The organism is Caballeronia novacaledonica, assembly GCF_900258035.1.
GTDB lineage: Bacteria > Pseudomonadota > Gammaproteobacteria > Burkholderiales > Burkholderiaceae > Caballeronia > Caballeronia novacaledonica.
Genome location: NZ_OGTP01000008.1, coordinates 77,583 through 99,081, shown reverse-complemented (window position 1 = coordinate 99,081; position 21,499 = coordinate 77,583). Strand labels below are relative to the sequence as shown.

Here is a 21,499-nt window from a genome sequence, read left to right as displayed (position 1 = left end):
AGTGCGATACCCCCGAGGTATGACGCGCGTCATCGCCCCCGATCCGTGCGCGGCGTATGGGCGATCCGCTCCTCTTCGTACAGCCGGTAGATGAGTTCGAGCATTTCCTTGATGTCGCGCGACTCGTCGAGGGCGCGCATGCTCATGATGACCGGCGAGACGAGCGTCGGATCGTCGAGTGACTTGTAGGCTACGTCGTCGCGCTTCAGACCGTTGACGCTGCTCGGCACGACGGACACGCCTTCGCCCGCCGCGACGAGCCCCAGCGCGATCTGCAGCTCGCGCACTTCGTAGATCTTGCGCGGCGCGAGCGCGCGATCCTCGAAGGCCGAAAGCACCTGATCCGCATAACTGGGGCGCGGCGCCTTCGGAAAGATGATGAGCGTCTCGTTGACGAGGTCGCGCAGCGAGAGCACGGGCTTCGCGAGCGAGAGCGGATGACCGACCGGCAGCGCGACGATCAACTGCTCCTCGCGCAGAATCACGCGGCGGATGTTGGCATCCTCATGACGAATGCGGCCGAAGCCGACATCGATACGCCCTTCCTTGAGCGCGCGGATCTGGTCCATCGTCGACATTTCGTGCAGACTCAGTTCGACGGTCGCGTTCTGGTCGCGAAAGCGCCGGATGATCTTCGGCAGCATGCCGTACAAGGTCGAGCCGACGAAACCCACCGAAAGACTGCGCTCGATGTTGCCCACGCGGCGCGTCATCGATTCGAGCTCGGCGGTCTGCGCGAGCAGTTGCACCGCGTGCGAATAGAAGAACTTGCCCGTCTCGGTGAGCTTGAGCGGGCGCGAATTGCGCTCGAATAACTGCACGCCGAGCGTTTCTTCGAGTTGCTGTATCTGGCGGCTCAACGGCGGTTGGGCAATATGCAGTCGCTGCGCGGCGCGCGTGAAATTGCGTTCTTCTGCCACCGCTACGAAATAGCGGAGATGTCGCAGCTCCATCTCAATACCTCCTGGATATAGCCCAATACTAAATCAGTGTTGGACTGGGCTTCTTTTCGTCCATTATCCTGCCTTCACGCTCTGTTTCAACACCCGACTATACCTTCCGAGCATATCTGTACCGGTGCTGAAACAAGGGTTAACCCCCACCATAAAATTGCGAGAACAGGAGCAGACATGAGCATCAAAGTGTTCGATTCGAAGGAAGTGCAGGACCTGCTGAAGGCCGCTGCGAACCTCGGAAGTCAGGACGGCAGTGCTCGCGCCAAAGAGATCACGCATCGGCTGTTGAGCGACCTGTTCAAGGCGATCGACGACCTCGACATGACGCCCGACGAAATCTGGGCCGGTGTCACGTACTTGAACAAGCTGGGTCAGGACGGCGAAGCCGCGCTGCTGGCCGCCGGTCTCGGTCTGGAAAAGTTTCTGGACATCCGCATGGATGCCGAAGACCGTGAAGCGGATATCCATGGTGGCACGCCGCGCACCATCGAAGGCCCGCTGTATGTCGCCGGTGCGCCGTTGCGCGACGGCGTGGCGAAGCTCGACGTCGATCCCGACGAAGACGCCGGCCCGCTCGTCATTCGCGGCACGGTGACCGGCACGGACGGCAAGCCCGTCGCGAACGCGGTGGTCGAATGCTGGCACGCCAACTCGAAGGGCTTCTATTCGCACTTCGATCCGACCGGCGCGCAGAGCGACTTCAACCTGCGCGGCGCGGTGAAGACGGGCGCCGACGGCACCTACGAATTCCGCACGCTCATGCCCGTGGGCTACGGCTGCCCGCCGCACGGCGCGACGCAGCAGTTGCTGAACACGCTCGCGCGTCATGGCAATCGTCCGGCGCACGTGCACTTCTTCGCGACGAGCGAGAACCATCGCAAGCTGACGACGCAGATCAATATCGAAGGCGATCCGCTCATCTGGGACGACTTCGCCTACGCGACCCGCGAAGAGCTGGTGCCGCATGTCGTCGAAAAGACCGGCGGCGCGGCGCTCGGCCTCAAGGACGACGCGTACAGGGAAATCGTGTTCGACATCCAGTTGACGCCGCTGGTGCAGGGCAAGGACAACCAGATCGTCCATCGCCCGCGCGTATCCGCCACGGCGTAATCACCCGATACGCGCCCAAAGCGGCGACAGGTCTGTCGCCGCTCGAACTCCGCAAGAACCATCCGACACCGATGCAAGCGCTCCATGACCGGAGCCGCATAGGGAGAGCACACATGTCCGCCATCATCGACAAAGCCAGTCAGCTCGACGAACTGCTGCAAACAGCCGTTCAGGACGACAAGGAAAGCGGCGTATTCCGCTGCCGCCGCGACATCTTCACCAACGCCGACCTGTTCGATCTCGAGATGAAGCACATCTTCGAGAGCAACTGGGTGTACCTCGCGCACGAAAGCCAGATCCCGAACAACAACGATTACTACACGACGTGGATCGGCCGTCAGCCCGTGGTCGTCACGCGCGACAAGACCGGCGAGCTGCACGCGGTGATCAATGCCTGTGCGCACAAGGGCGCGATGCTGTGCCGCCGCAAGCATGGCAACAAGGGCAGCTTCACGTGCCCGTTCCATGGCTGGACGTTCTCCAATACCGGCAAGCTGCTGAAGGTGAAGGACGAGAAGACCACCGAATATCCGATTCAATTCAACACGCACGGCTCGCACGATTTGCGCAAGGTTGCGCGTTTTCAGAGCTATCGCGGATTCCTGTTCGGCAGCCTGAATGCGGATTCGATGCCGCTCGAAGACTATCTGGGCGAGACGAAGGTCATCATCGATCAGATCGTCGATCAGGCGCCGAACGGACTCGAAGTCCTGCGCGGCAACTCCTCGTACATCTACGACGGCAACTGGAAGATGCAGATGGAGAACGGCTGCGACGGCTATCACGTCAGCACCGTTCACTGGAACTACGCCGCGACGATGGGCCGCCGCAAGGTCGAAGGCACGAAAGCCGTCGATGCCAATAGCTGGAGCAAGTCGGTCGCGGGCGTATATGGCTTCGATCATGGCCACATCCTGTTGTGGACCAAGACGATGAACCCGGAAGTGCGGCCGGTGTACCAGCATCGCGAGGAAATCAAGGCGCGCGTGGGCGAAGAGCAGGCGGAGTTCATCGTCAACCAGACGCGCAATCTGTGCCTCTATCCGAACGTGTTCCTGATGGATCAGTTCAGCACGCAGATTCGCGTGGTGCGTCCGCTGGGTGTCGACAAGACCGAAGTCAGCATCTTCTGCTTCGCGCCGAAGGGCGAGAGCGCCGAGGACCGCGCCATCCGCATCCGTCAGTACGAAGACTTCTTCAACGTGTCGGGCATGGGCACGAGCGACGACCTCGAAGAGTTCCGCGCATGCCAGTCGGGTTATGCGGGCATCACGGCGATGTGGAACGACCTGTCGCGCGGCGCGCCGCTGTGGGTTCACGGCCCGGACGACAACGCGAAGAACATGGGCATCAAGCCGCTCATCTCGGGCGAACGCAGCGAGGACGAAGGCCTCTTCGTCGTGCAGCATGAATACTGGGTGAACGTGATGCGCGACGCCCTGAAGAAGGAACAAGCGGAGGCACGGGCATGAACTTCGATTACCTGAAAATCTGCGCGACGCTGTATCGCGAAGCGCGCCTGCTCGATGACCGTCAGTGGGACGAATGGCTCGGCTGCTATGCGGAAGACGTCACGTACTGGATGCCCGCATGGGACGACGACGATCAGCTCACCGAAGATCACGAAAGCCAGATCTCGCTGATGTTCTATCCGGATCGCGGCGGCCTCGAAGATCGCGTGTTCCGCATCAAGACCGAGCGCAGCGGCGCATCGATGCCCGAGCCGCGCACGAGCCACAATGTCACCAATGTGGAAGTGCTGGCCGAGCGCGAGAACGAAGTCGATGTGCGCTACAACTTCGACACGCTGAACCATCGCTACAAGATCACGGACCATTTCTTCGGCACGATCTTCGTGACGCTGCGCAAGGTCGACGACATTCTGGTGATCGCGCACAAGAAGATCGTGCTGAAGAACGACTATATCCGTCAGGTGCTCGACGTCTACCACGTCTGATGCCCCCGGTGACGAGACACGAAGTAGGAGGCAACATGTCCAGCTACAACATTGCACTGAATTTCGAAGACGGCGTGACGCGTTTCGTCGAATGCAAGGCGGGCGAGAAGGTGCTCGACGCCGCATTCCGCGCCAAGATCAATCTGCCGATGGATTGCTCCGACGGCGTATGCGGCACCTGCAAATGCCGCGCCGAAAGCGGCAGCTACGATCTCGGCGACGATTACATCGAAGACGCGCTCTCCGAAGACGAAAAGGAAGGCGGGCTCGTGCTGACTTGCCAGATGGTGCCGTCGAGCGATTGCGTGATCGCGGTTCCGGCGTCGTCCACGGCTTGCAAGACGGCGCAAAGCAAGTTCGCCGCGACGGTCACGAAGATCGAGCCGCACAACGACGCCGCCGTCGTGCTCGAACTGGACGTGGATGCCGCCACGCCCGCGCCGGTCTTTCTGCCGGGCCAGTACGTGAATATCGACGTGCCCGGCAGCGGTCAGCATCGCTCGTATTCGTTCTCGTCCGCGCCGGGTCAGACGAAGATCAGCTTTCTCATCAAGAAGATTCCCGGCGGCGTGATGAGCACGTGGCTCGAATCCGCGCAGGCGGGCAACCCGGTGGAGTTGACGGGACCGCTCGGCAGTTTCTATCTGCGCGCCGTCGAGCGGCCGCTGCTGTTCCTCGCGGGCGGCACGGGCCTGGCGCCGTTCCTGTCGATGCTCGAAGTGCTCGCGCGCACCGGCTCGCAGCAGAAGATTCACCTGATCTATGGCGCGACGCGCGATCTCGATCTCGTGCAGGTCGAGGCGATCGAGGCTTACACGGCGAAGCTGCCGAACTTCACGTTCAGCACCGTCGTCGCGGATGCGGATTCGGATCATCCGCGCAAGGGCTGGGTGACGCAGCATATGCCCGCGGAATCGTTGAATGATGGCGATGTCGATGTGTACCTGTGCGGCCCGCCGCCGATGGTCGATGCCGTGCGCAAGCACTTCGACGACAACGGCGTGAAGCCCAACAGCTTCCACTACGAGAAGTTCACGCCCAACGCCGCGCCGGTGACCGCATGAGCACACAACGATTTGCCGGCAAGGTGATGGTCGTCACGGGCGCGGCGCAGGGCATCGGACGCGGCGTGGCGCTGCGTGCGGCCGCCGAGGGCGCGAAGGTGTTGTTCGTCGATCGCGCGGATTTCGTCGCTGAAGTCGCGGCCGAAGCGCAAGGTGCGGAGACGGCGGGCTTCGTCGCCGATCTCGAAACCTACGAAGGCGCGGCATCGGCGATGGCGTTTGCGGCGCGCAAGTTCGGCGGTATCGATATTCTCGTGAACGGCGTCGGCGGCGCGATCCGCATGCGTCCGTATGCGGAGTTCGAGCCCGCGCAGATCGATGCCGAAATCCGGCGCTCGCTCATGCCGACGCTTTACGCGTGCCATGCCGTGTTGCCGCATTTGCTGGAGCGTGGCGGCGGAACCATCGTGAATGTATCTTCGAATGCGACGCGCGGGATTCGACGCGTGCCGTATTCGGCTGCGAAAGGCGGCGTCAACGCGATGACGCAGGCATTGGCGATGGAATACGGCGAGCGCAACATCCGCGTGGTGGCCGCGGCGCCGGGCGGAACCGAAGCGCCTCCGCGACGCGTGCCGCGCAACGCGGGCGGCGACAGCGAACAGGAAAAGATCTGGATGGGCGAAGCGGTGAAGCAGGTCACCGAATCGACGTTCTTCAAGCGCTACGGCAGTCTCGACGAACAGGTCGCGCCGATTCTCTTCCTCGCATCGGACGAAGCGAGCTATATCACGGGCGCGGTGCTGCCGGTCGCCGGCGGCGATAACGGCTGATAACAATCGAACGTGCAGGAGACGCATGACATGAGTGAACGCAAGGCTATTATTCCCGCGGGAATGGAAGCGGTGTACGAGAAGATTCGATACGCGCCCGCAGTGAAAGTCGGCAACACGATTTACGTGTCCGGGCAGATCGGTCGTAATGCGGCCATGCAACTGGTCGAAGGCCGCGAAGCGCAAATCGTGCAGGCTTTCGAGAACCTGAAACTGGTGCTGGAAGCGGCGGGGGCGTCATTGAGCGATGTCGTCGACGTGACCACCTTCCACACCGACATGCGCGATCTGCCCTTGTTCATGCAGGTGCGCGACCGCTATCTCGACACGCATCCGTTGCCGGCGTGGACGGCGGTCGGTGCGCACATGCTGGGCGGTGCGGCGGGTTATATCGTCGAGATCAAGGCCGTCGCGGTAATGGATGAAGCAGGGAAATGAACGCGCGCGGCGACGCAATACATGCGATCGTGTCCGTGCTGCCGGACCGCGCGGACGACATGGCGCGTCTCGCGATCCTGCTTGCGGATGGCGAGCCTATCGTCACCGTCATCGGCAAATACAATCATGGCAAGAGCCGTTTGCTGAACGAGTTGATCGGACAGAATACGTTCGCCGTCGCCGACAAGCGCGAGACGGTGAAGCTGTCCGACAGCGTTCATCGGGGCGTGCGCTGGCTGGATGCGCCCGGTCTCGACGCGGACGTCGGCACCGAAGACGATCGTCACGCGTTGCATGCCGCGTGGCTGCACGCGGATATCCGATTGTTCGTCCATGCCGCGAAGGAAGGCGAACTCGACGCGAAAGAACTGGCCTTGCTCGCCGAACTCTGCGCGGACGGTGAACGCTCGAAGCGTCAGACGTTGTTCGTGCTGTCGCAAGTGGATCAACTCGCCGACGATGCCGAGCTGCAGAAAGTCAGTCACGCGATCGGCGCGCAAAGGCGTGACATCGCGCTGAATGCGGTTTCATCGACGCGTTATCGAAAGGGACTGGACGAAGGCAAGAAGCTGATGCTGGAGAAAAGCGGCATGCCTTCGTTGCGCGCGACAATCGACGCGGCGCTGGCTCGCGTGCCCGAAGCGCGCACGCATGAAACCGCGCTGTTGTTCGATGAAACCCGCGAAGAACTGGCGCAACGTCTGCTCGCGCACGAGCGCTTGCTGGATGAATCGCGCGAGACGCAGCGACGACAGCGCGTGAATTTCGATCGAGGTTTGCAGCGCGTCATCGACAAGGTGAGCGGCGATATCGACGCAATGTTGAACGCGCTCGGCACCGACCACGCTTCGGTGCCGGACACCGCGAAGGACGCTTATGCGATCACCGCGGGCAAGCTCGAACGCGCGCACATTCAGATGGCCTATTCGCGCGCATGTATCGAAATCGATAGCTTTCTCGCGGGGCACGGCGTCATCGGCTTGCCAGCGGAACAGGAAACGGTGGCGCGCGCGCTCAATTCGGTGATGGTGGCGGTCATGGGCGTGTCGGTGAAATTTCGAAAGGACTTGCGCAAAATGTTCTGCACCGATGCGGGCCGCGAACGGATGCAGCGCGACTTCGGCCATTATTTCGAGTTATCGGCCGACAGGAAAGCATTGGCGGCGCGCATATCGCAAAGCGAATCGATGCTCGACGCTTTGAACGCGGCGTCGCATGCATTGCGCGCACTGGAAAGCCGCGCATGAAAGCGGATGCGAGCAACGAACAACGCTTCATCGCCGATGTCGATGCGTTCGAGTTCATCGCACATGATCTCGGGCGCATTCTTCATTCGATGGAAAAATGGCTCGCACAACTGAGCGTTAATCTGCAATCCAGCCGGCTCGTCCATGCGGAGTTGACGAATCGAAGCGCGCTGGCGAAACATGCCGAAGCAATCAACGCCGCATTGCAGAAAAGCATGCTCGCATGGAAACAGCAATGGGCGCATCTCGAACCCGCGCAGGCACTCGCCGAAACCTTCGACGATAAAGCCTTGCTGCTCGTCTTCGGCAAGTTCAACGCGGGCAAGAGTTCGCTTTGCAATCTGCTTGCCGATCGATTCGCGGCGCACGGCAAGTCGGTGGAGTACTTCTATCTCGATGCGGGAAGCATCGTCGAAACGGCGGAGCGGTTCAAGGAAGGCGTGACGGAAACAACCGCGCGACTGCAAGGCGTGCGTCTTGCAGGAAAGCTGGTGCTCGTCGATACGCCGGGATTGCATTCGGTCACGCCGGACAACGCGGCACTCACGCAACGCTTCACCGATAGCGCCGATGGCGTGTTGTGGCTCACGAGTTCCACATCGCCGGGACAAGTGCAGGAACTGGACGAACTCGGCCGCGAACTTCATCGCAACAAGCCGCTTCTGCCCGTCGTGACGCGTAGCGACGTGTACGAGGAAGACGAAATCGACGGTGAAATCGTCAAGTTGCTGCGTAACAAGACACCGGAAAATCGCGCCGAGCAGGAAGCCGATGTCAGGACGCGCGCGGAAGAAAAGCTCATGTCGATGGGCGTGGCCATTGACCTGCTGAAAGCGCCCGTGTCGATCTCCTCGTATCTCGCGCGCGAGCAGGGCGAAACGCAAACGGCGATGAGCGACGCGGGATTCGACAAGCTCTATGCCGCGCTGATGTCGATTGCCGAAGAGACGTTGGCCTACAAGCGGCGCAAGCAGGCGGAAGTGTTCCTGCATCATCTGGAAGAAAACGTGATGAGCGCATTGTGCCGCGACGTGTACGCATTGCTGGGGCAATTGCGCTCGTCATCGGATGCGGCGATTGCGGCGCTCGAAGATCAGCAGAAGCAGATCGCGAATGCGGTGTGGCGCGAAGTCGTGCCGACATTGCCGGCCTTGCTCGATGCGCATTCATCGGCACGCGACGTCGAGGCTATCGCCGCACGTTTGTCGCAAGCGATTTTCGAATCGTTTTCGCGCGAGATCGACGCGCGGCTTCATGATTACGCCGTCGAACTCGACGCCTCGCTCGCGCCTCTCCATCTCGATGACGATGCCGTGTTCGAAGAGACCGTCGCGGGCATCGACTATCAGCGCCTGCATGCCGCGCTGAGCAAGGCGATTCGCGATCACATCCTGCGCCTTTGCCGCGACGCAGCCGAACAATGCCACGCTTCGATAGCACGACTGAACGATAGCGCTGCGCGATTGCAGGACGTTCTGCGAACCCATGAAGCCGATCTCATCGATCTGAAAGCACGCCTGCGTTCCGAGTTCAACTGATCCGGCGTCGCGTTCATCGCCGAAGCGCGCATTCGGAATCAATGCGACATCAGCACGGGCACCGTCATCGATTCGAGGAACGTGCGCGTCGCGCCGCCGAGCACCAGTTCGCGCCAGCGTGCGTGGCCGTAGCCGCCCATCACGACGAGATCCGCGCCGAGATCGGCGGCGCGCGACAACAGCATGTCGCCGGCCGATGCATCCGCGCCGCTCGCGCTCGACACGACATCGACCTCAACGCCATGCCGCGCGATGCACGCGGCGATGTCCGCGCCCGCGATCCGTTCGTCCGCTCGCTCGTCGATCGTGACGATGGTCGCGCGCCCGGCCGTCTTCAGCAACGGCAACGCGTCGTGGACAGCGCGCGCGGCTTCGCGGCCGCCGTCCCACGCGATCATCGGAAAGCGGCCCACGGTGGCGAAAAAACCGCTGCAAGGCATGAGCAACACGGGACGTCCCGAGGACAGGATGACGTTCTCGCGAAAGCCATCGCCGATATAGGACTCGGGATCGGCCGGATCGTCCTGACTCGCGATCACGAGATCGGCGCAGCGCGCGTGGTGCGGCACCGCGCGATCCGCCGGCTCGCCGGGCGCGAGCCATTCGCCCGATACGCCCGCCCGCTTCAGTTCCGCGTCAAAGAGCCGCTCCAGCGCGCCCGCCTGTTCGCGGCGCACGGCCACCCGCGCTTCGTAATAGGCGGCGGTGCCGGCCATCACGTTGAAGGCGCGCGCGTTCGGCTCGAAGATTGAGAAGAGGCCGATCACATACGCGTCGAATTGCCTGGCGAGCTGCAGCGCGGTTTCCAGACGGGGATGGGCGCGCACGCTCGTATCGAGGTGCGCGAGGATCGTCTTGTAGCTCATGGAATGACTCCTCGGATGCGCTGAGAGTGAATGGCATCCGAGTCTACGGAGACGGCGCCGCGAGCCGCTTGACTCAGATCAACGGAAACGGGATCGCGCGCCAATGCGCGAGCGGTTGACTCAAGTCAATCGGAGCCAGGAAGCATCGCGATAGATTGAGCGTCACAACCTGCAATGGAGCTCGCGGATGAACGCAATCGTCCCGGCGTCGAAAGTGCTCGTGGTGTGCTATTCGCGCACCGGCACGACACGCGCGCTGGCTCACGCGCTCGCCACGCGGCTGCGCGCGGATGTCGAAGAGATCAGATCCGGCCCGATCGGCGTTCTGCGCGCACTCGCCGACACGGTGTTCGGTTGCGACGTGAGCGTCGGCGGAACGCTGAAGGACGTCATGGCATACGACGTCGTCGTGATCGGCACGCCGGTGTGGATGGGCACGCTCTCCGCGCCGGTGCGTGCGTGGATCGTCGCGAACCGGCGCAGGCTGCGGCACATCGCTTGCTTCAGTACGCAGATCTTGCGGCACGAGACGAACACGTTCCGCGACATGGCGCGACTGACCGGCAAGCAACCTGTCGCGCGCTGCGCGATCACGGGGCAGACGAGCGCGCAGGACGAGCGCCGGCTCATCGATAACTTCGTGGAACGCATCGAACGCAAGCTCGTGCGCATCGACAATCTGAAGTGGGCGGCCTGAGCTCCGTCGAAGGCCGGGAGGCGATGTACCGCAATATCCTGGTTGCGCTCGACGGCAGCGAATGCTCGCAACGCGCGCTCGACGAAGCGATCCGCATCGGCGCGCGTGCGACGGTGCGCACCGTGTTTGTCATCGACGTGGCGGCGCTTTCGTCGTATCCGGCGCAGTATCGCGTGAACGTTCGTGAGGAAGGCGCGCGCACGCTGGAAATTGCCTATGCGCAAGTGATCGATGCGGGCATCAAGTGCGAAACGGAACTGGCCGAAACGCGCAACGTGACCGACACGATCGCGAAGTGTTTGCAGCGACGCGTCGTGCATATGCCCGCGGATCTCGTCGTGATGGGCACGCATGGCCGCAGCGGGTTGCGAAGGCTCGCGCTCGGCAGCGTCGCCGAAGCGTTCGTCAGGCGCTCGACGTGTCCCGTGCTGCTCACGCGCGCGTTGAAGAGTGCGTGAACAACGGCGGCCTGACAGGAGAAGCGATCATATGGGCCTCGGCATGCAGATCGCCTACCTCGGCTTCTCCGGCTCGAACGTGATCGAACGCGAGGCCGGTATCGAACTGTTGCGGCTCGCGGGCATCGCGACGGATATCGTCGATTGCCGGCTCACGATCAAGTCCCGCCCGGACCCGGCAGGGCAACCCCTCTACGATGCGCAACTGGTGCTCCTCACGCACGATTGGGAGCAACTCACGGTGCAACGCAACACCGACGCCGATCCGACCATCGCAATGCGTCATGCCTTCGACGACGCCTTGCGACTCCTGCGCAAGCGGTATTGATCCAGATCAATACGCGGGACGAAGCGATGGTCAAAACTCAGTGGATATGCGCCGCAGATCGAACCCTCACGAGGTATCGGCATGAACATCACGTTTCCGAGCCAGCCGCCCGTCTATCAAGGCGATGTCCCTTCGCTCACGTTCGCCGCTTTCGCCGATGGCGAGCGCATCGCGTGCACCATTTCCGCCGAAGCGCTGGAGGATCACTTCGGCGCGGCGTCGTGGCGCGAGGAAGATTTGCAGCAGGCGTTCGAGAGCCACCGCTCGTCGATCGAAGGCGCCGCCGAACACGTGCTGAACCGCGTCGGCGGCACGTCGGTCATGCTGCGCAGCGGATTTTTCCGCTTCCGCCAGGCGCGCGCTCAGACTTCTTCGAGCCGCGCCTGATCGAGAATCCGCACGACGCGGCCGCGCGCATCGATCACGCCGGCCTTTTGCAGCCGGGAAAACATGCGGCTGACCGTTTCGATCTTCAGGCCGAGATAGCTGCCGATTTCCCCGCGCGTCATGCGCAGAACGAACTGCGCGGGCGAATAGCCGCGCGCCTTCATGCGCGTCGAGAGATTGAGCAGGAAGGCCGCGACGCGCTGCTCCGCCGTCATCGTGCCGAGCAGCATCATGAGACTGGATTCGCGCACGATCTCGCTGCACATCACGCGATGCACGTGATGCTGCAACGCCCTGACTTCGCGGCACAGCAATTCGAACAACTCGAACGGAATGATGCAGACGACGCTGTCTTCGAGCGCGATCGCATCGCACGTGTGATGATCGGCGCTCACGCCGTCGAGGCCGAGCGCGTCGCCCGGCAGATGAAAACCCGTCACCTGCTCGTGACCTTCGCGATGCATCACGACGGTCTTGAAGCAGCCGCTGCGCACCGCGTAAAGACTCTGGAACGCGTTGCCGCAACGGAAGAGCGTATCGCCGCGCCGCACGGAGCGCGTCGAGCAGATGATCGCGTCGAGGCGTTCGTATTCGAGCGGCGATAAATCGGACGGCATGCAGATGCGCTGCATCGAGCACGTCGAGCAGCGCGTGCGTTTCGCGTCGGCGTGTACGCCGCGACTGTCTGCGCTCACGGAAATCATGCTGCGCCTCCTGTCGGACCGGTTGCGCGTCGATGTACGGTCCTGAATGCCACGCGTCCCATTATTGGCCGCTCTATCTCGAAAATAAATCGGCGTTGGCGGATCGTGCTGTAGGCATTCGGGAAGCCGTGTAGGGAAATGCCGACACGCGTGGTCGCGAGATCAGGCGCTGTCGTCGTCGAAAAGCTGATGGCGCACCGCGTAGCGCACAAGCGCGGCTTCGTGGGGCATCTGCATCTTGTCGAGGATGCGCGCCTTGTAGGTGCTGACGGTTTTCGCGCTCACGCACAACGCCTCGCCGATCTCGCTGATCGACTTGCCCGCGCACAAGCGCCGGAACACCTCGAACTCGCGATTCGACAGCCGCTGATGCGGCAGCGCGTCGGCGGGTTCGCTGAGGCTTTGCGCGAAACGTTCGGCCATCGCGAGGCTCACGTAGACGCCGCCCGATGCAACCTTGCCGACCGCCGCGACCAGTTCCGCGCTCGCGCTTTCCTTCGTGAGATATCCCGACGCGCCAGCCTTGAAGGCACGCGCGGCGTATTGCTGCTCGGCGTGCATGGTGAGCACGAGAATGCGCAGCGCGGGCTTTTCGTCCTTGATCTGCTTGAGCAGGTCGAGTCCGCCGCGGCCGGGCATCGAGAGATCGAGCACGAGCACGTCGGCGTCGGTTGCGCGTGCGAGCGCGAGCGTGCTCGGCCCGTCGTTCGCTTCGCCGGCGACCTCGAAGCCGTGCGCGTTCGCGAGGATGTGGCGCAGGCCGTCGCGCACGAGCGTGTGGTCGTCGGCAATCAGCACTTTTATCGTCATCGATGCGATTCCTTTTTTTGGACCGACTCGCGCGGAGTTCGAGTCTACCGATGACCACTGCGCGGCGCTTGACTCAAATCAACGGAACGGAAGGAATCGGGTGGCCGTCGTCGGCGCGATGGTCTAGCGGAATCTCCACGCGAATGCGAAAGCCTTCGCCGGGCGCGCTGCGAAACTCGATGACGCCGCCCAACTGGCGCACGCGCTCGCCCATGCCGAGCAGCCCGAACGTGCCGGCGGCGCGGCCGCGGGTGATGTCGGCGCCGCAGCCGTCATCTTCGATCGTCAGCGTGCAGCGCGACCGCGCGCAGACGATCGCGATGCGCGCCTCGCTGGCGCGCGCGTGGCGCACGATGTTCGTGAGCGCTTCCTGAACGAGGCGAAAGACCGACGTGGAGGCGGTCGTATCGAAGCCGTCTTCCTCGCCTCCGATATGCAGATGGATCGTCAGATCGTGGCGTCGCCGAAAGTCGCAGACGAGCCAGTCGATCGCGGCGAAGAGACCGAGGTCGTCGAGCACGGGCGGACGCAGGCCCGCCGCGATGCGCCGCAGCGATCCGATGATCGTGTCGATCTGCGCGAGCGATTGCCTTGCGACATGCGCATCGCGCGCGCGGGTGTCGAGCGTCGACAGTTGCATCTTCAGCGCGACGAGTTGCTGGCCGAGATCGTCGTGCAACTCGCGGGCAATCGAAGCGCGCTCGTTTTCGAGCGCGCTCTGAACGTGCGCGGACAACTCGCTGGCATGTTGAAGCTCGGTGAGCCGGAGCCGGTCGGTCATGTCGCGCGTGACCTTGGCGAAGCCGAGCAGATTGCCGCGCGCGTCGTGCAGCGCGGTGATGACCACATTCGCCCAGAAGCGGCTCGTATCCTTGCGAATGCGCCAGCCTTCGTCTTCGACGCGCCCGGCCTGTGCCGCCGTCGCAAGTCCGTTTTGCGGCTTGCCCGCCGCGATATCTTCAGGCGGATAGAAAACCGAGAAATGACGTCCGACGATCTCCCGCGCGTCGTAGCCCTTGATGCGTTTTGCGCCCGCGTTCCATGTCGCGACGTTGCCGTGCGCGTCGAGCAGAAAGATTGCATAGTCTTCGACGGCTTCGACCAGCACCCGGAAAGACGCATCCGTCTGTAGCGAGGTCGAGAGCGGCGCGCGTGGATCGTCGGGTTCGGTCGCGGAGGCGTTCGTCATCGTTGCGATGGGCAGGCGCGCGTGCAACGTCCGACGCGTGGCGATGCTATTGCGCGGTCATCCGGAAAGGCGGCAGGGGCAGTTCGTCGCCGTCGAGAAAGGCGGTCGCGCAGCGAACCGCGAACCCGAGCGCGCCGTCCTTGCTCGCGAACGCGCCGAGATTGCCGAGCGAGGTGGCGTGGCCGTCTTCTTCAAGGATCGACGCCGTGGCGACGAACGCATTGCCCACACGCGTGGCGGAGGGCTGAAAAGCCGCTCCCCGGTGATAAATGATCATAGGTTTTGACTGGTCGGAATGGGTAGGAGGCGCGAGTGGCATGCGTGCCGCGACGTGCGCCCGGGATCAGACGTGCTGGACAACGCTAGCGCCGCTTGCATGGCGCGGGTGCCGCGTGGTTTGTCGATGATCGATTTCGGCCATGCCGTAAGCGAACGCATAGCGAACGGCGCCTGTCGCGCTCGTGAATTCGCCGAGCATGCCGCTCGAGCGGCGCGTGCCATCCGGTTCGCGGACGATGAGCAGCGCCGCGTACCGGTCCTGCTCCGGCACGGCGGTCGCGCTTAGCACGTGTCCTTTGTAGATGACATCTTGGGATTGGGTCATCGCTCTCTCAGGTTCCATGTTTTTGGTGTGAAGGCGCTTTTGGCGCTTTCATTCCGTTTGCAATAAGCGTAACCGTTCAATTTTTGTCCTCTTATCCGATTTAAGCTTTTTTACTTTTCTCCGGTGGTCACTTAAATCAGATGAAGCAGGCGGTCGGGCCGGCGGTGAGGATAAGATCCCGGAACTTCGACCGATGGAGCGTTTCATGCAACTGACCCGCCTTCTCGTTCCGACTTTCGTGCAGACGCTGAAGAACCTGTCGACGTGGCTCGACAAGGCCGCCGCGCATCAGCAGGAAACGCAAGCGCACGCGAACGCCGATGCGCTCATGACCTTGCGACTCGCGCCCGACATGTTTCCGCTCGCGGCGCAAGTGCGCTTCGCGTGCTTTCAGGCGCAGGAGCCGGTGTATCGGTTGCGTGGAGAAGCCGTGCCGCAGAGCTTGCGCGACGCGCGTGAAGAGGGCGTGAAGTCGAACGCGCAGCCGGGCACGTTCGCCGACGCGCAGGCGCGCATCGCCGGGGCGATCGCGTTTCTTTCGGACGTTGCGCCCGATGCGCTCGACGCCGCCACCGAGGCGCCGATCGCGCTCGATCTGCCGAACGGCATCGTCTTCGATATGACCGGCGAGCACTACGCGCGCGACTGGTCCCTGCCGCAGTTCTATTTCCACGCCGTGACCGCGTACGCGATTCTGCGCAATCACGGCGCGCCGCTCGGCAAGCCGGATTACGTGTCGCATATGTTCGCGTATATCCGGCCCGGCACGTTGCCGCACGGCTGAAGCGCCGGCGCATCGCGGTTCGTTCGGGCCGGAAGCGCGATTGTTGGGCACAATGCTTGCGAAATCCCGAACCGCGACATCGTTCCCAGCCAATCCGCATGCGACCCGCCGATCCGCACGTTTCTCCCGCCCTCGAATGCCGCCGTCTCACGAAGAAATACGGCGGCGGCCGCATCGTGCTCGACGCGCTCGACTTCGCGCTCGGCGCGGGCGAGTTCGTCGCGGTCATGGGCGACTCGGGCGTCGGCAAATCCACGCTGCTCAATCTGATCGCGGGTCTCGATACGGCCGACAGCGGCGACGTGCTGATCGACGGCGCGTCGATCTCCACGCTCTCCGACGATGCCGCCACGCGCCTGCGTCGACAGAAGCTCGGCTTCGTGTTTCAGGCGTTTCATGTGCTGCCGCATCTGACGCTGTATCAGAACGTGGCTGTCCCGCTTTTGTTGAATGGCATGCCGCCCGCGCCCGCGCGCGACATGCTCGCGGCGGTCGGCCTCGACGGACGCGGCGACGACATGCCGCGCCAGCTTTCGGGCGGCGAACTGCAACGTGTCGCAATAGCGCGGGCGCTGGTGCATCGGCCGCGCCTGTTGCTCGCCGACGAACCCACGGGCAACCTCGATCCGCAAACCGCGCACGAAGTGCTCGAACTGCTGCGCGCCGAAACGAAGGCGACGCGAGCCGCGATCGTGATGGTCACGCATTCGGAAGCGGCCGCCGCGTTCGCCGATCGCGTCGTGATTCTGAGCGATGGCGCGCTGCACGCCGCGACGCTCGCGCGATGAGCGATATCGCCGTCACGCGCCGAGGTTTCGACACGCTCACGCGCTGGCTGCTCGGCGCGCAATGGCGCAGTCACCGGGGCCGCGCGCTGGTCGCCATGCTGACCATCGCGCTGGGCGTCGGGCTGGGATATGCCGTGCAGCTCATCAATGGCGCGGCGTTCAACGAGTTTTCCGCCGCCGCGCGCAGTCTGTCGGGTCAAGCGGACTTGCAGGTGCGCGGCGCGCAGCCTTTTATCGACGAGAACATCTATCCGCGGCTCGCGACGCATGCGGGCGTCGCGGTCGCGAGCCCGGTGCTCGAAGTCGATGCCGCCGTGCCCGGCAAGAACATGCCGCTCAAGGTGCTCGGCATCGACGTGTTCCGCGCGAAACGCGTCGCGCCGGACCTGACCGGCGTGCCGCGTCCGGACGCATCGCTCGATATGCTCGCCGGCGACGCGATCTTCCTTTCTTCCGCCGCGCAGACGTGGCTCGGCGCGCGCGATGGCGGTCACGTCGAGTTGCAGAACGGCACGTCGCCGGTGACGCTGCGTGTCGCGGGCGGCATCGTGCGCACACGGCCGGGGCAGCGCATCGCGGTGATGGACATCGCCGCCGTGCAGACGCATTTCGCGATGACGGGCAAGCTGTCGCGCGTCGATCTGCAACTCGCGCGCGGCGTCGATCGCGACGCGTTCCGGCAGACGCTGCAACGTGAGCTCGGCGGACGGCTCGTCGTGACGCAGACGCAGGATATCGAGAGCCGCACCGACCGGCTGTCGCGCGCGTATCGCATCAACATGAACGTGCTGGCGCTCGTCGCGCTTTTCACCGGCGCGTTTCTCGTATTTTCGACGCAGGCCGCGGGCGTCGTGCGCCGCCGCGCGCAGTTCGCGATGCTGCGCGTGCTCGGCATGACGCGCGCGTCGCTCGTGCGGCAGATCATGCTCGAAGGCGCGCTGCTCGGCGTCGTGGGCGGCGTGCTCGGCATCGCGCTCGGCTTCACGGTCGCGGCGCTCGCGCTGCGCTTTTTCGGCAGCGATCTCGGCGGCGGATATTTTCCGGGCGTCGATCCGCGCGTCGTGTTCGAGCCGGTCGCGAGCGCGATCTTTCTGACGCTCGGCATCGCCGTCGCGCTCGCGGGCACGCTCGTTCCCGCGCTCGAAGCGGCGCGCGCGCGTCCCGCGCCGGCGCTGAAGGCGGGCAGCGAAGAAGCCGCGCTCGCGCCGCTCGGCACGCCGTGGCCCGCGCTCGCGTGCCTGGCCGCCGGCGCGGCGCTGACGCAGGCGCCGCCCGTTTTCGACGCGCCTATCGCCGGATATGTCGCGGTCGCGCTGCTGCTCGTCGGCGGCATCGCGCTGATGCCGCGCCTCACGGCGATCGTGTTTCGTCGCGCAATGCAACCGCGCAACGCCGTCGCGACACTCGCGCTCGCGCGTCTCGCGAACGCGCCGGGGCAGGCGTCGATCGCGATGGGCGGCGTGCTGTCGAGCTTCACGCTGATCGTCGCGATGGCGATCATGGTGACGAGCTTTCGCGTGTCGGTGGAAGACTGGCTCGCGCATCTGCTGTCGGCGGATTTGTATGTGCGCATGGCGTCGAGCGGCGATACGGGCGGCTTGCGGCCCGACCAGCAAAAGCAGTTGGCGGCGGCGAACGGCGTCGCGCATGCGGCGTTCACGCGGGCGTCGAAACTGACGCTCGATGCCGCGAAACCGCCCGTCGCGCTGATCGCCCGCGAACTCGACGCCGCCGATCCCGGCGCGACGCTGCAAATGACCGGCGACGCGCTGCCGCCGTCTTCGTGGCGCGCGGACGAAACGCCGGTCTGGGCTTCGGAAGCGATGGCCGATCTGTACGGTTTTCGCGTGGGCGAGCGCGTGACGTTGCCGGTCGGCGGGGCGAACGAGCGCTTCGTCGTCGCGGGAATCTGGCGCGACTACGTGCGGCAGACGGGCGCGCTGCAAATGCGCATCGCCGATTACCGGCGGCTCACCGGCGACACGACCGCCACGGATGTCGCGATCACGTTGCGCGCGGGTTCGAGCGCGGCGCAGGTCATCGGCGCGATCAAGACACTGCCCTTCGGCGATGCGCTCGAGTTTGCGCAGCCCGGCGAAATTCGCGCGCGCACGCTCACCATCTTCGATCGCAGCTTCGCCGTGACGTATTTGCTGGAGGCGGTGGCGATCGTGATCGGACTGTTCGGCGTCGGCGCGACGTTTTCGATGCAGACGCTCGCCCGCGCACGCGAATTCGGCATGCTGCGGCACGTCGGCGTCACGCGCGCGCAGATTCTCGCGCTCTTGGCGTCCGAAGCGGGCTGGCTCACGCTGCTCGGCATCGCGATGGGCTGCGTGCTCGGCTTCGCGATCAGCCTGATTCTCGTGTTCGTCGTGAATCCGCAGTCGTTTCACTGGAGCATGTCGCTGCACATTCCGTGGACGATGATCGCGACAATCGCGTGCGTGATGCTGGCGTCGTCGTGCGCGACGGCGGTGCTGTCGGGCCGCCGCGCGGTGTCCGTCGATGCGGTGCGCGCCGTGCGGGAGGACTGGTGATGCGCGCACTGCTGCTTGCGCTGCTGTTTGCCGCGATGCCGACGGCGCACGCGGACGAGGCCGCGTTCGCGCCCGTCGTGCCGGGACACGCGATCGAATGGCCGAAGGACAGCGGCGCGCATCCGCCGTATCGCACGGAATGGTGGTACGCGACCGGCTGGCTGGAGACGCCGGATCATCAGCCGCTGGGTTTTCAGATCACGTTCTTTCGCTCGAACACGGGAAAGACGCCGGGCGGAAGCGCGTTCGATCCGTCGCAGTTGATCATCGCGCACGCGGCGTTGTCCGATCCCGCGTATGGACGGCTCGTGCACGATCAGAACGTCGCGCGGCAGGGCTTCGGCCTTGCGTACGCGAAAGACGGCAACACCGACGTCAAGCTCGACGCGTGGCGCATGACGCGCGAAGCGGACGGCCGCTATGCGGTCGTCGCCGATGCCGCCGGCTTCGCGCTCCATCTCACGCTCGCGCCGACGCAGCCGCCGATGTTCCAGGGCGAGCAAGGCTATTCGCGCAAGGGGCCGTCGCCGGAGCAGGCGAGTTATTACTACAGCGAGCCGCAACTCGCGGTGACGGGCAGCGTGACGCGGCCATCGGCGTCGGGGAAGACGAATGCGAGCGTCGCCGTGACGGGCCGCGCGTGGCTCGATCACGAATGGTCGAGCACGTTGTTGTCGTCGGATGCGGCGGGCTGGGACTGGCTCGGCGCGAATCTCGACGATGGCGCCGCGTTGATGGCCTTCAAGGTCCGCGCGCGCGACGGACACGCGGTCTGGGCGCACGCCGCGCTGCGCGATCGCGACGGTCGGACGCGGCAATTCGGACCGGGCGATGTCGAATTCGCGCCCGCGCGGCAATGGCGCTCGCCGCGCACGAACACGGTCTATCCGGTGGCGATGAACGTGCGCGTCGGGGAAATGCGCTGGCGGTTGAATCCGCTCATCGACGATCAGGAACTCGACTCGCGCGATTCGACCGGCGCGCTGTACTGGGAAGGCGCGGTGACGTTGAGCGGCGACGGCGGGAACGGACGCGGTTATCTCGAACTGACGGGATACGCGAAAACGCTAGAAGTGAACAAGCACTGACTATCTGCACGCAAATGCAGGCAAACGTCGGATGAAATCGCTAAAAGGGGCAGCTTAAGACTCACTTAAGAATGTTCTCTTAGTCTCAGTTTGGTCCCTTTTTCGCATGTCAACGAGATCGCCGACGATGAACCCGATTTCGCAACAAATCGGTGGATTTTCCGCTCGACGCGCCTTCTGACGTTCCGCCTTTCTCCGATGCCGTTTTCTCCTTCGACCGCCTTGCCCGGCAAGGCAGGCAGACTGCTTTTCACTTGCGCGATCGGTTCTGTTTGCACGGTCGTCCTCTGCAACGCGCTGCATCGTTCGCATGCGCCGGCCATCGACAAGGACGCGCCTGCCGTGTCGCTCAGACGAAGCCCCGCGCCTCCAGCGCCCGCGGCCCCGCCGCCCGCGCCGGCGCGCACCACGGCGAGCGCGACCGTCGATCAGACTTTCTCCGACGCCGCGCAAAGTCTCGGCATCGATCAAGGCACGATCGCGACGCTGACCGAGGCGTTCGCGAGCACGGTCGATCTGCGCCGCGATCTCAGGAAAGGCGACACGCTGCGCGTCGTCTACGATCGTCCGCAAGACGACGAGCCGCTCGCCGTTCGCCTGACGACCGGTTCTTCGTCGCATGACGTCTTTCTTTATCGCGATCCGAGCGGCGAAGCGCGGTACTACGCAATAGACGGAAAGAGCACAAAGCCCCCGATCTCGCGTTATCCGGTCGCGTTCACGCGCGTATCGTCGGACTTTTCGCTGCGGCGGCTCGATCCGGTCACGCATCGCTGGCAAAGTCACGACGGCGTCGATCTGGCCGCGCCCATCGGCACGCCGGTCCGCGCGACGGCGCAAGGCACGGTCACTTTCGTCGGCAGACAGACCGGCTACGGCAAGGTGATCATGCTGGAGAATCCGCCGCCGTATTCGACCGTCTACGCGCATCTGTCGCGCTTCGCGAAAGGCATTCGGAATGGCGGCGCGGTGAAACGCGGCCAGGTGATCGGCTATGTCGGCGAAACCGGCTGGGCGACGGGGCCGCATCTGCACTACGAAGTTCACGTCGACGACGTGGCGATGGACCCGCTCACCGTCGATCTTCCCGGCGACGAACGTCTGCACGGCGAGGAACGCCAGCGATTCGCGAAGGAAGCGGAAAGCCTGAGCGCCGCGTTCAACGGCTGACGA

The 21,499-nt window shown here is 64.0% G+C and carries 24 protein-coding genes; 17 read left to right on the top strand and 7 right to left on the bottom strand.

The features are described from left to right. Positions 1-29 precede the first annotated feature (29 nt). Positions 30-953: a LysR family transcriptional regulator gene (locus NOV72_RS14035; protein WP_106855205.1), complete on the bottom strand. Its 924-nt coding sequence runs from the start codon at positions 951-953 to the stop codon at positions 30-32. A 177-nt stretch (positions 954-1,130) separates the two neighbouring features. On the opposite strand from NOV72_RS14035, the gene catA reads away from it, so the two are divergent. The 8 genes from catA to NOV72_RS13995 all read left to right on the top strand — a co-directional run bounded on the left by catA (position 1,131) and on the right by NOV72_RS13995 (position 9,083). Beyond that, on the top strand, positions 1,131-2,066 hold the full coding sequence (gene catA, locus NOV72_RS14030) for a catechol 1,2-dioxygenase (RefSeq protein WP_106855204.1): 936 nt from the start codon (positions 1,131-1,133) through the stop codon (positions 2,064-2,066). 113 nt (positions 2,067-2,179) lie between these two features. Then, positions 2,180-3,538, top strand: a complete 1,359-nt coding sequence (locus NOV72_RS14025; protein ID WP_106855203.1) for a Rieske 2Fe-2S domain-containing protein — start codon at positions 2,180-2,182, stop codon at positions 3,536-3,538. Continuing rightward, positions 3,535-4,023, top strand: coding sequence for a benzoate 1,2-dioxygenase small subunit (benB, locus tag NOV72_RS14020; protein WP_106855202.1), 489 nt, complete (start codon positions 3,535-3,537; stop codon positions 4,021-4,023). Before NOV72_RS14025 ends, benB begins: the two co-directional genes overlap by 4 nt. Positions 4,024-4,058: 35 nt before the next feature. Next, positions 4,059-5,087: a benzoate 1,2-dioxygenase electron transfer component BenC gene (gene benC, locus NOV72_RS14015; RefSeq protein ID WP_106855201.1), complete on the top strand. Its 1,029-nt coding sequence runs from the start codon at positions 4,059-4,061 to the stop codon at positions 5,085-5,087. Continuing rightward, positions 5,084-5,860 (top strand): benzoate diol dehydrogenase BenD, encoded by a 777-nt coding sequence (gene benD, locus NOV72_RS14010; RefSeq protein ID WP_106855200.1) that lies wholly within the window; start codon positions 5,084-5,086, stop codon positions 5,858-5,860. Before benC ends, benD begins: the two co-directional genes overlap by 4 nt. 30 nt (positions 5,861-5,890) lie before the next feature. Continuing rightward, positions 5,891-6,298 (top strand): RidA family protein, encoded by a 408-nt coding sequence (locus tag NOV72_RS14005; RefSeq protein WP_106855199.1) that lies wholly within the window; start codon positions 5,891-5,893, stop codon positions 6,296-6,298. Beyond that, positions 6,295-7,545: a GTPase gene (locus NOV72_RS14000; RefSeq protein WP_106855198.1), complete on the top strand. Its 1,251-nt coding sequence runs from the start codon at positions 6,295-6,297 to the stop codon at positions 7,543-7,545. Before NOV72_RS14005 ends, NOV72_RS14000 begins: the two co-directional genes overlap by 4 nt. Further along, positions 7,542-9,083 (top strand): dynamin family protein, encoded by a 1,542-nt coding sequence (locus NOV72_RS13995; protein WP_106855197.1) that lies wholly within the window; start codon positions 7,542-7,544, stop codon positions 9,081-9,083. Before NOV72_RS14000 ends, NOV72_RS13995 begins: the two co-directional genes overlap by 4 nt. 38 nt (positions 9,084-9,121) lie before the next feature. Here NOV72_RS13995 and NOV72_RS13990 read toward each other — a convergent pair whose 3' ends face one another. Beyond that, positions 9,122-9,949 carry a universal stress protein gene (locus NOV72_RS13990; RefSeq protein WP_106855196.1) on the bottom strand — a complete coding sequence of 276 codons (828 nt, stop codon included), beginning with the start codon at positions 9,947-9,949 and terminating at the stop codon, positions 9,122-9,124. Positions 9,950-10,136: 187 nt separating this feature from the next. Between NOV72_RS13990 and NOV72_RS13985 the strand changes: the two genes are divergently transcribed. From NOV72_RS13985 to NOV72_RS13970, 4 genes are all read left to right on the top strand, one after another. Continuing rightward, complete coding sequence (locus NOV72_RS13985; protein ID WP_106855195.1) at positions 10,137-10,646, top strand: flavodoxin family protein; 510 nt, start codon at positions 10,137-10,139, stop codon at positions 10,644-10,646. Positions 10,647-10,669: 23 nt separating this feature from the next. Continuing rightward, entirely contained in the window at positions 10,670-11,104 is a 435-nt protein-coding gene (locus NOV72_RS13980) for a universal stress protein (protein ID WP_106855337.1), read from the top strand. 31 nt (positions 11,105-11,135) lie between these two features. Then, positions 11,136-11,432 carry a hypothetical protein gene (locus tag NOV72_RS13975; RefSeq protein WP_106855194.1) on the top strand — a complete coding sequence of 99 codons (297 nt, stop codon included), beginning with the start codon at positions 11,136-11,138 and terminating at the stop codon, positions 11,430-11,432. A gap of 81 nt (positions 11,433-11,513) precedes the next feature. Further along, entirely contained in the window at positions 11,514-11,819 is a 306-nt protein-coding gene (locus NOV72_RS13970; RefSeq protein WP_106855193.1) for a DUF1488 family protein, read from the top strand. Here the strand turns inward: NOV72_RS13970 and fnr are convergent. The 5 genes from fnr to NOV72_RS13945 form a co-directional block, all read right to left on the bottom strand. Further along, positions 11,795-12,523 (bottom strand): fumarate/nitrate reduction transcriptional regulator Fnr, encoded by a 729-nt coding sequence (gene fnr / locus NOV72_RS13965; RefSeq protein WP_106855192.1) that lies wholly within the window; start codon positions 12,521-12,523, stop codon positions 11,795-11,797. The two genes, NOV72_RS13970 and fnr, sit on opposite strands and share 25 nt — an antisense overlap. A 162-nt stretch (positions 12,524-12,685) precedes the next feature. Next, positions 12,686-13,333, bottom strand: coding sequence for a response regulator (locus NOV72_RS13960; protein WP_106855191.1), 648 nt, complete (start codon positions 13,331-13,333; stop codon positions 12,686-12,688). Positions 13,334-13,406: 73 nt separating this feature from the next. Continuing rightward, a complete protein-coding gene (locus tag NOV72_RS13955; RefSeq protein ID WP_245933035.1) occupies positions 13,407-14,522 on the bottom strand; it encodes a PAS domain-containing sensor histidine kinase in 1,116 nt (371 codons plus the stop codon). A 46-nt stretch (positions 14,523-14,568) separates the two neighbouring features. Beyond that, complete coding sequence (locus NOV72_RS13950; RefSeq protein WP_106855189.1) at positions 14,569-14,799, bottom strand: hypothetical protein; 231 nt, start codon at positions 14,797-14,799, stop codon at positions 14,569-14,571. Positions 14,800-14,865: 66 nt separating this feature from the next. Further along, positions 14,866-15,126 carry a hypothetical protein gene (locus tag NOV72_RS13945; RefSeq protein ID WP_106855188.1) on the bottom strand — a complete coding sequence of 87 codons (261 nt, stop codon included), beginning with the start codon at positions 15,124-15,126 and terminating at the stop codon, positions 14,866-14,868. Positions 15,127-15,331: 205 nt separating this feature from the next. On the opposite strand from NOV72_RS13945, the gene NOV72_RS13940 reads away from it, so the two are divergent. From NOV72_RS13940 to NOV72_RS13920, 5 genes are all read left to right on the top strand, one after another. After that, complete coding sequence (locus tag NOV72_RS13940) at positions 15,332-15,910, top strand: DUF1993 domain-containing protein (RefSeq protein WP_106855336.1); 579 nt, start codon at positions 15,332-15,334, stop codon at positions 15,908-15,910. Between the two features lie 98 nt (positions 15,911-16,008). Beyond that, a complete protein-coding gene (locus NOV72_RS13935; protein WP_106855187.1) occupies positions 16,009-16,698 on the top strand; it encodes an ABC transporter ATP-binding protein in 690 nt (229 codons plus the stop codon). After that, a complete protein-coding gene (locus tag NOV72_RS13930) occupies positions 16,695-19,238 on the top strand; it encodes an ABC transporter permease (protein WP_106855186.1) in 2,544 nt (847 codons plus the stop codon). The genes NOV72_RS13935 and NOV72_RS13930 overlap by 4 nt, the downstream gene beginning before the upstream one ends. Further along, a complete protein-coding gene (locus tag NOV72_RS13925; protein ID WP_106855185.1) occupies positions 19,238-20,326 on the top strand; it encodes a lipocalin-like domain-containing protein in 1,089 nt (362 codons plus the stop codon). Before NOV72_RS13930 ends, NOV72_RS13925 begins: the two co-directional genes overlap by 1 nt. 342 nt (positions 20,327-20,668) lie before the next feature. Then, a complete protein-coding gene (locus tag NOV72_RS13920; protein WP_245933034.1) occupies positions 20,669-21,496 on the top strand; it encodes a M23 family metallopeptidase in 828 nt (275 codons plus the stop codon). Positions 21,497-21,499 lie beyond the last annotated feature (3 nt).

Excerpts from the sequence above, each read along its gene's own strand:
- NOV72_RS14035 (WP_106855205.1), bottom strand. The coding sequence starts at position 953 with ATGGAGCTGCGACATCTCCGCTATTTCGTAGCGGTGGCAGAAGAACGC.
- catA (WP_106855204.1), top strand. The coding sequence starts at position 1,131 with ATGAGCATCAAAGTGTTCGATTCGAAGGAAGTGCAGGACCTGCTGAAG.
- NOV72_RS14025 (WP_106855203.1), top strand. The coding sequence starts at position 2,180 with ATGTCCGCCATCATCGACAAAGCCAGTCAGCTCGACGAACTGCTGCAA.
- benB (WP_106855202.1), top strand. The coding sequence starts at position 3,535 with ATGAACTTCGATTACCTGAAAATCTGCGCGACGCTGTATCGCGAAGCG.
- benC (WP_106855201.1), top strand. The coding sequence starts at position 4,059 with ATGTCCAGCTACAACATTGCACTGAATTTCGAAGACGGCGTGACGCGT.
- benD (WP_106855200.1), top strand. The coding sequence starts at position 5,084 with ATGAGCACACAACGATTTGCCGGCAAGGTGATGGTCGTCACGGGCGCG.
- NOV72_RS14005 (WP_106855199.1), top strand. The coding sequence starts at position 5,891 with ATGAGTGAACGCAAGGCTATTATTCCCGCGGGAATGGAAGCGGTGTAC.
- NOV72_RS14000 (WP_106855198.1), top strand. The coding sequence starts at position 6,295 with ATGAACGCGCGCGGCGACGCAATACATGCGATCGTGTCCGTGCTGCCG.
- NOV72_RS13995 (WP_106855197.1), top strand. The coding sequence starts at position 7,542 with ATGAAAGCGGATGCGAGCAACGAACAACGCTTCATCGCCGATGTCGAT.
- NOV72_RS13990 (WP_106855196.1), bottom strand. The coding sequence starts at position 9,949 with ATGAGCTACAAGACGATCCTCGCGCACCTCGATACGAGCGTGCGCGCC.
- NOV72_RS13985 (WP_106855195.1), top strand. The coding sequence starts at position 10,137 with ATGAACGCAATCGTCCCGGCGTCGAAAGTGCTCGTGGTGTGCTATTCG.
- NOV72_RS13980 (WP_106855337.1), top strand. The coding sequence starts at position 10,670 with ATGTACCGCAATATCCTGGTTGCGCTCGACGGCAGCGAATGCTCGCAA.
- NOV72_RS13975 (WP_106855194.1), top strand. The coding sequence starts at position 11,136 with ATGGGCCTCGGCATGCAGATCGCCTACCTCGGCTTCTCCGGCTCGAAC.
- NOV72_RS13970 (WP_106855193.1), top strand. The coding sequence starts at position 11,514 with ATGAACATCACGTTTCCGAGCCAGCCGCCCGTCTATCAAGGCGATGTC.
- fnr (WP_106855192.1), bottom strand. The coding sequence starts at position 12,523 with ATGATTTCCGTGAGCGCAGACAGTCGCGGCGTACACGCCGACGCGAAA.
- NOV72_RS13960 (WP_106855191.1), bottom strand. The coding sequence starts at position 13,333 with ATGACGATAAAAGTGCTGATTGCCGACGACCACACGCTCGTGCGCGAC.
- NOV72_RS13955 (WP_245933035.1), bottom strand. The coding sequence starts at position 14,522 with ATGACGAACGCCTCCGCGACCGAACCCGACGATCCACGCGCGCCGCTC.
- NOV72_RS13950 (WP_106855189.1), bottom strand. The coding sequence starts at position 14,799 with ATGATCATTTATCACCGGGGAGCGGCTTTTCAGCCCTCCGCCACGCGT.
- NOV72_RS13945 (WP_106855188.1), bottom strand. The coding sequence starts at position 15,126 with ATGACCCAATCCCAAGATGTCATCTACAAAGGACACGTGCTAAGCGCG.
- NOV72_RS13940 (WP_106855336.1), top strand. The coding sequence starts at position 15,332 with ATGCAACTGACCCGCCTTCTCGTTCCGACTTTCGTGCAGACGCTGAAG.
- NOV72_RS13935 (WP_106855187.1), top strand. The coding sequence starts at position 16,009 with ATGCGACCCGCCGATCCGCACGTTTCTCCCGCCCTCGAATGCCGCCGT.
- NOV72_RS13930 (WP_106855186.1), top strand. The coding sequence starts at position 16,695 with ATGAGCGATATCGCCGTCACGCGCCGAGGTTTCGACACGCTCACGCGC.
- NOV72_RS13925 (WP_106855185.1), top strand. The coding sequence starts at position 19,238 with ATGCGCGCACTGCTGCTTGCGCTGCTGTTTGCCGCGATGCCGACGGCG.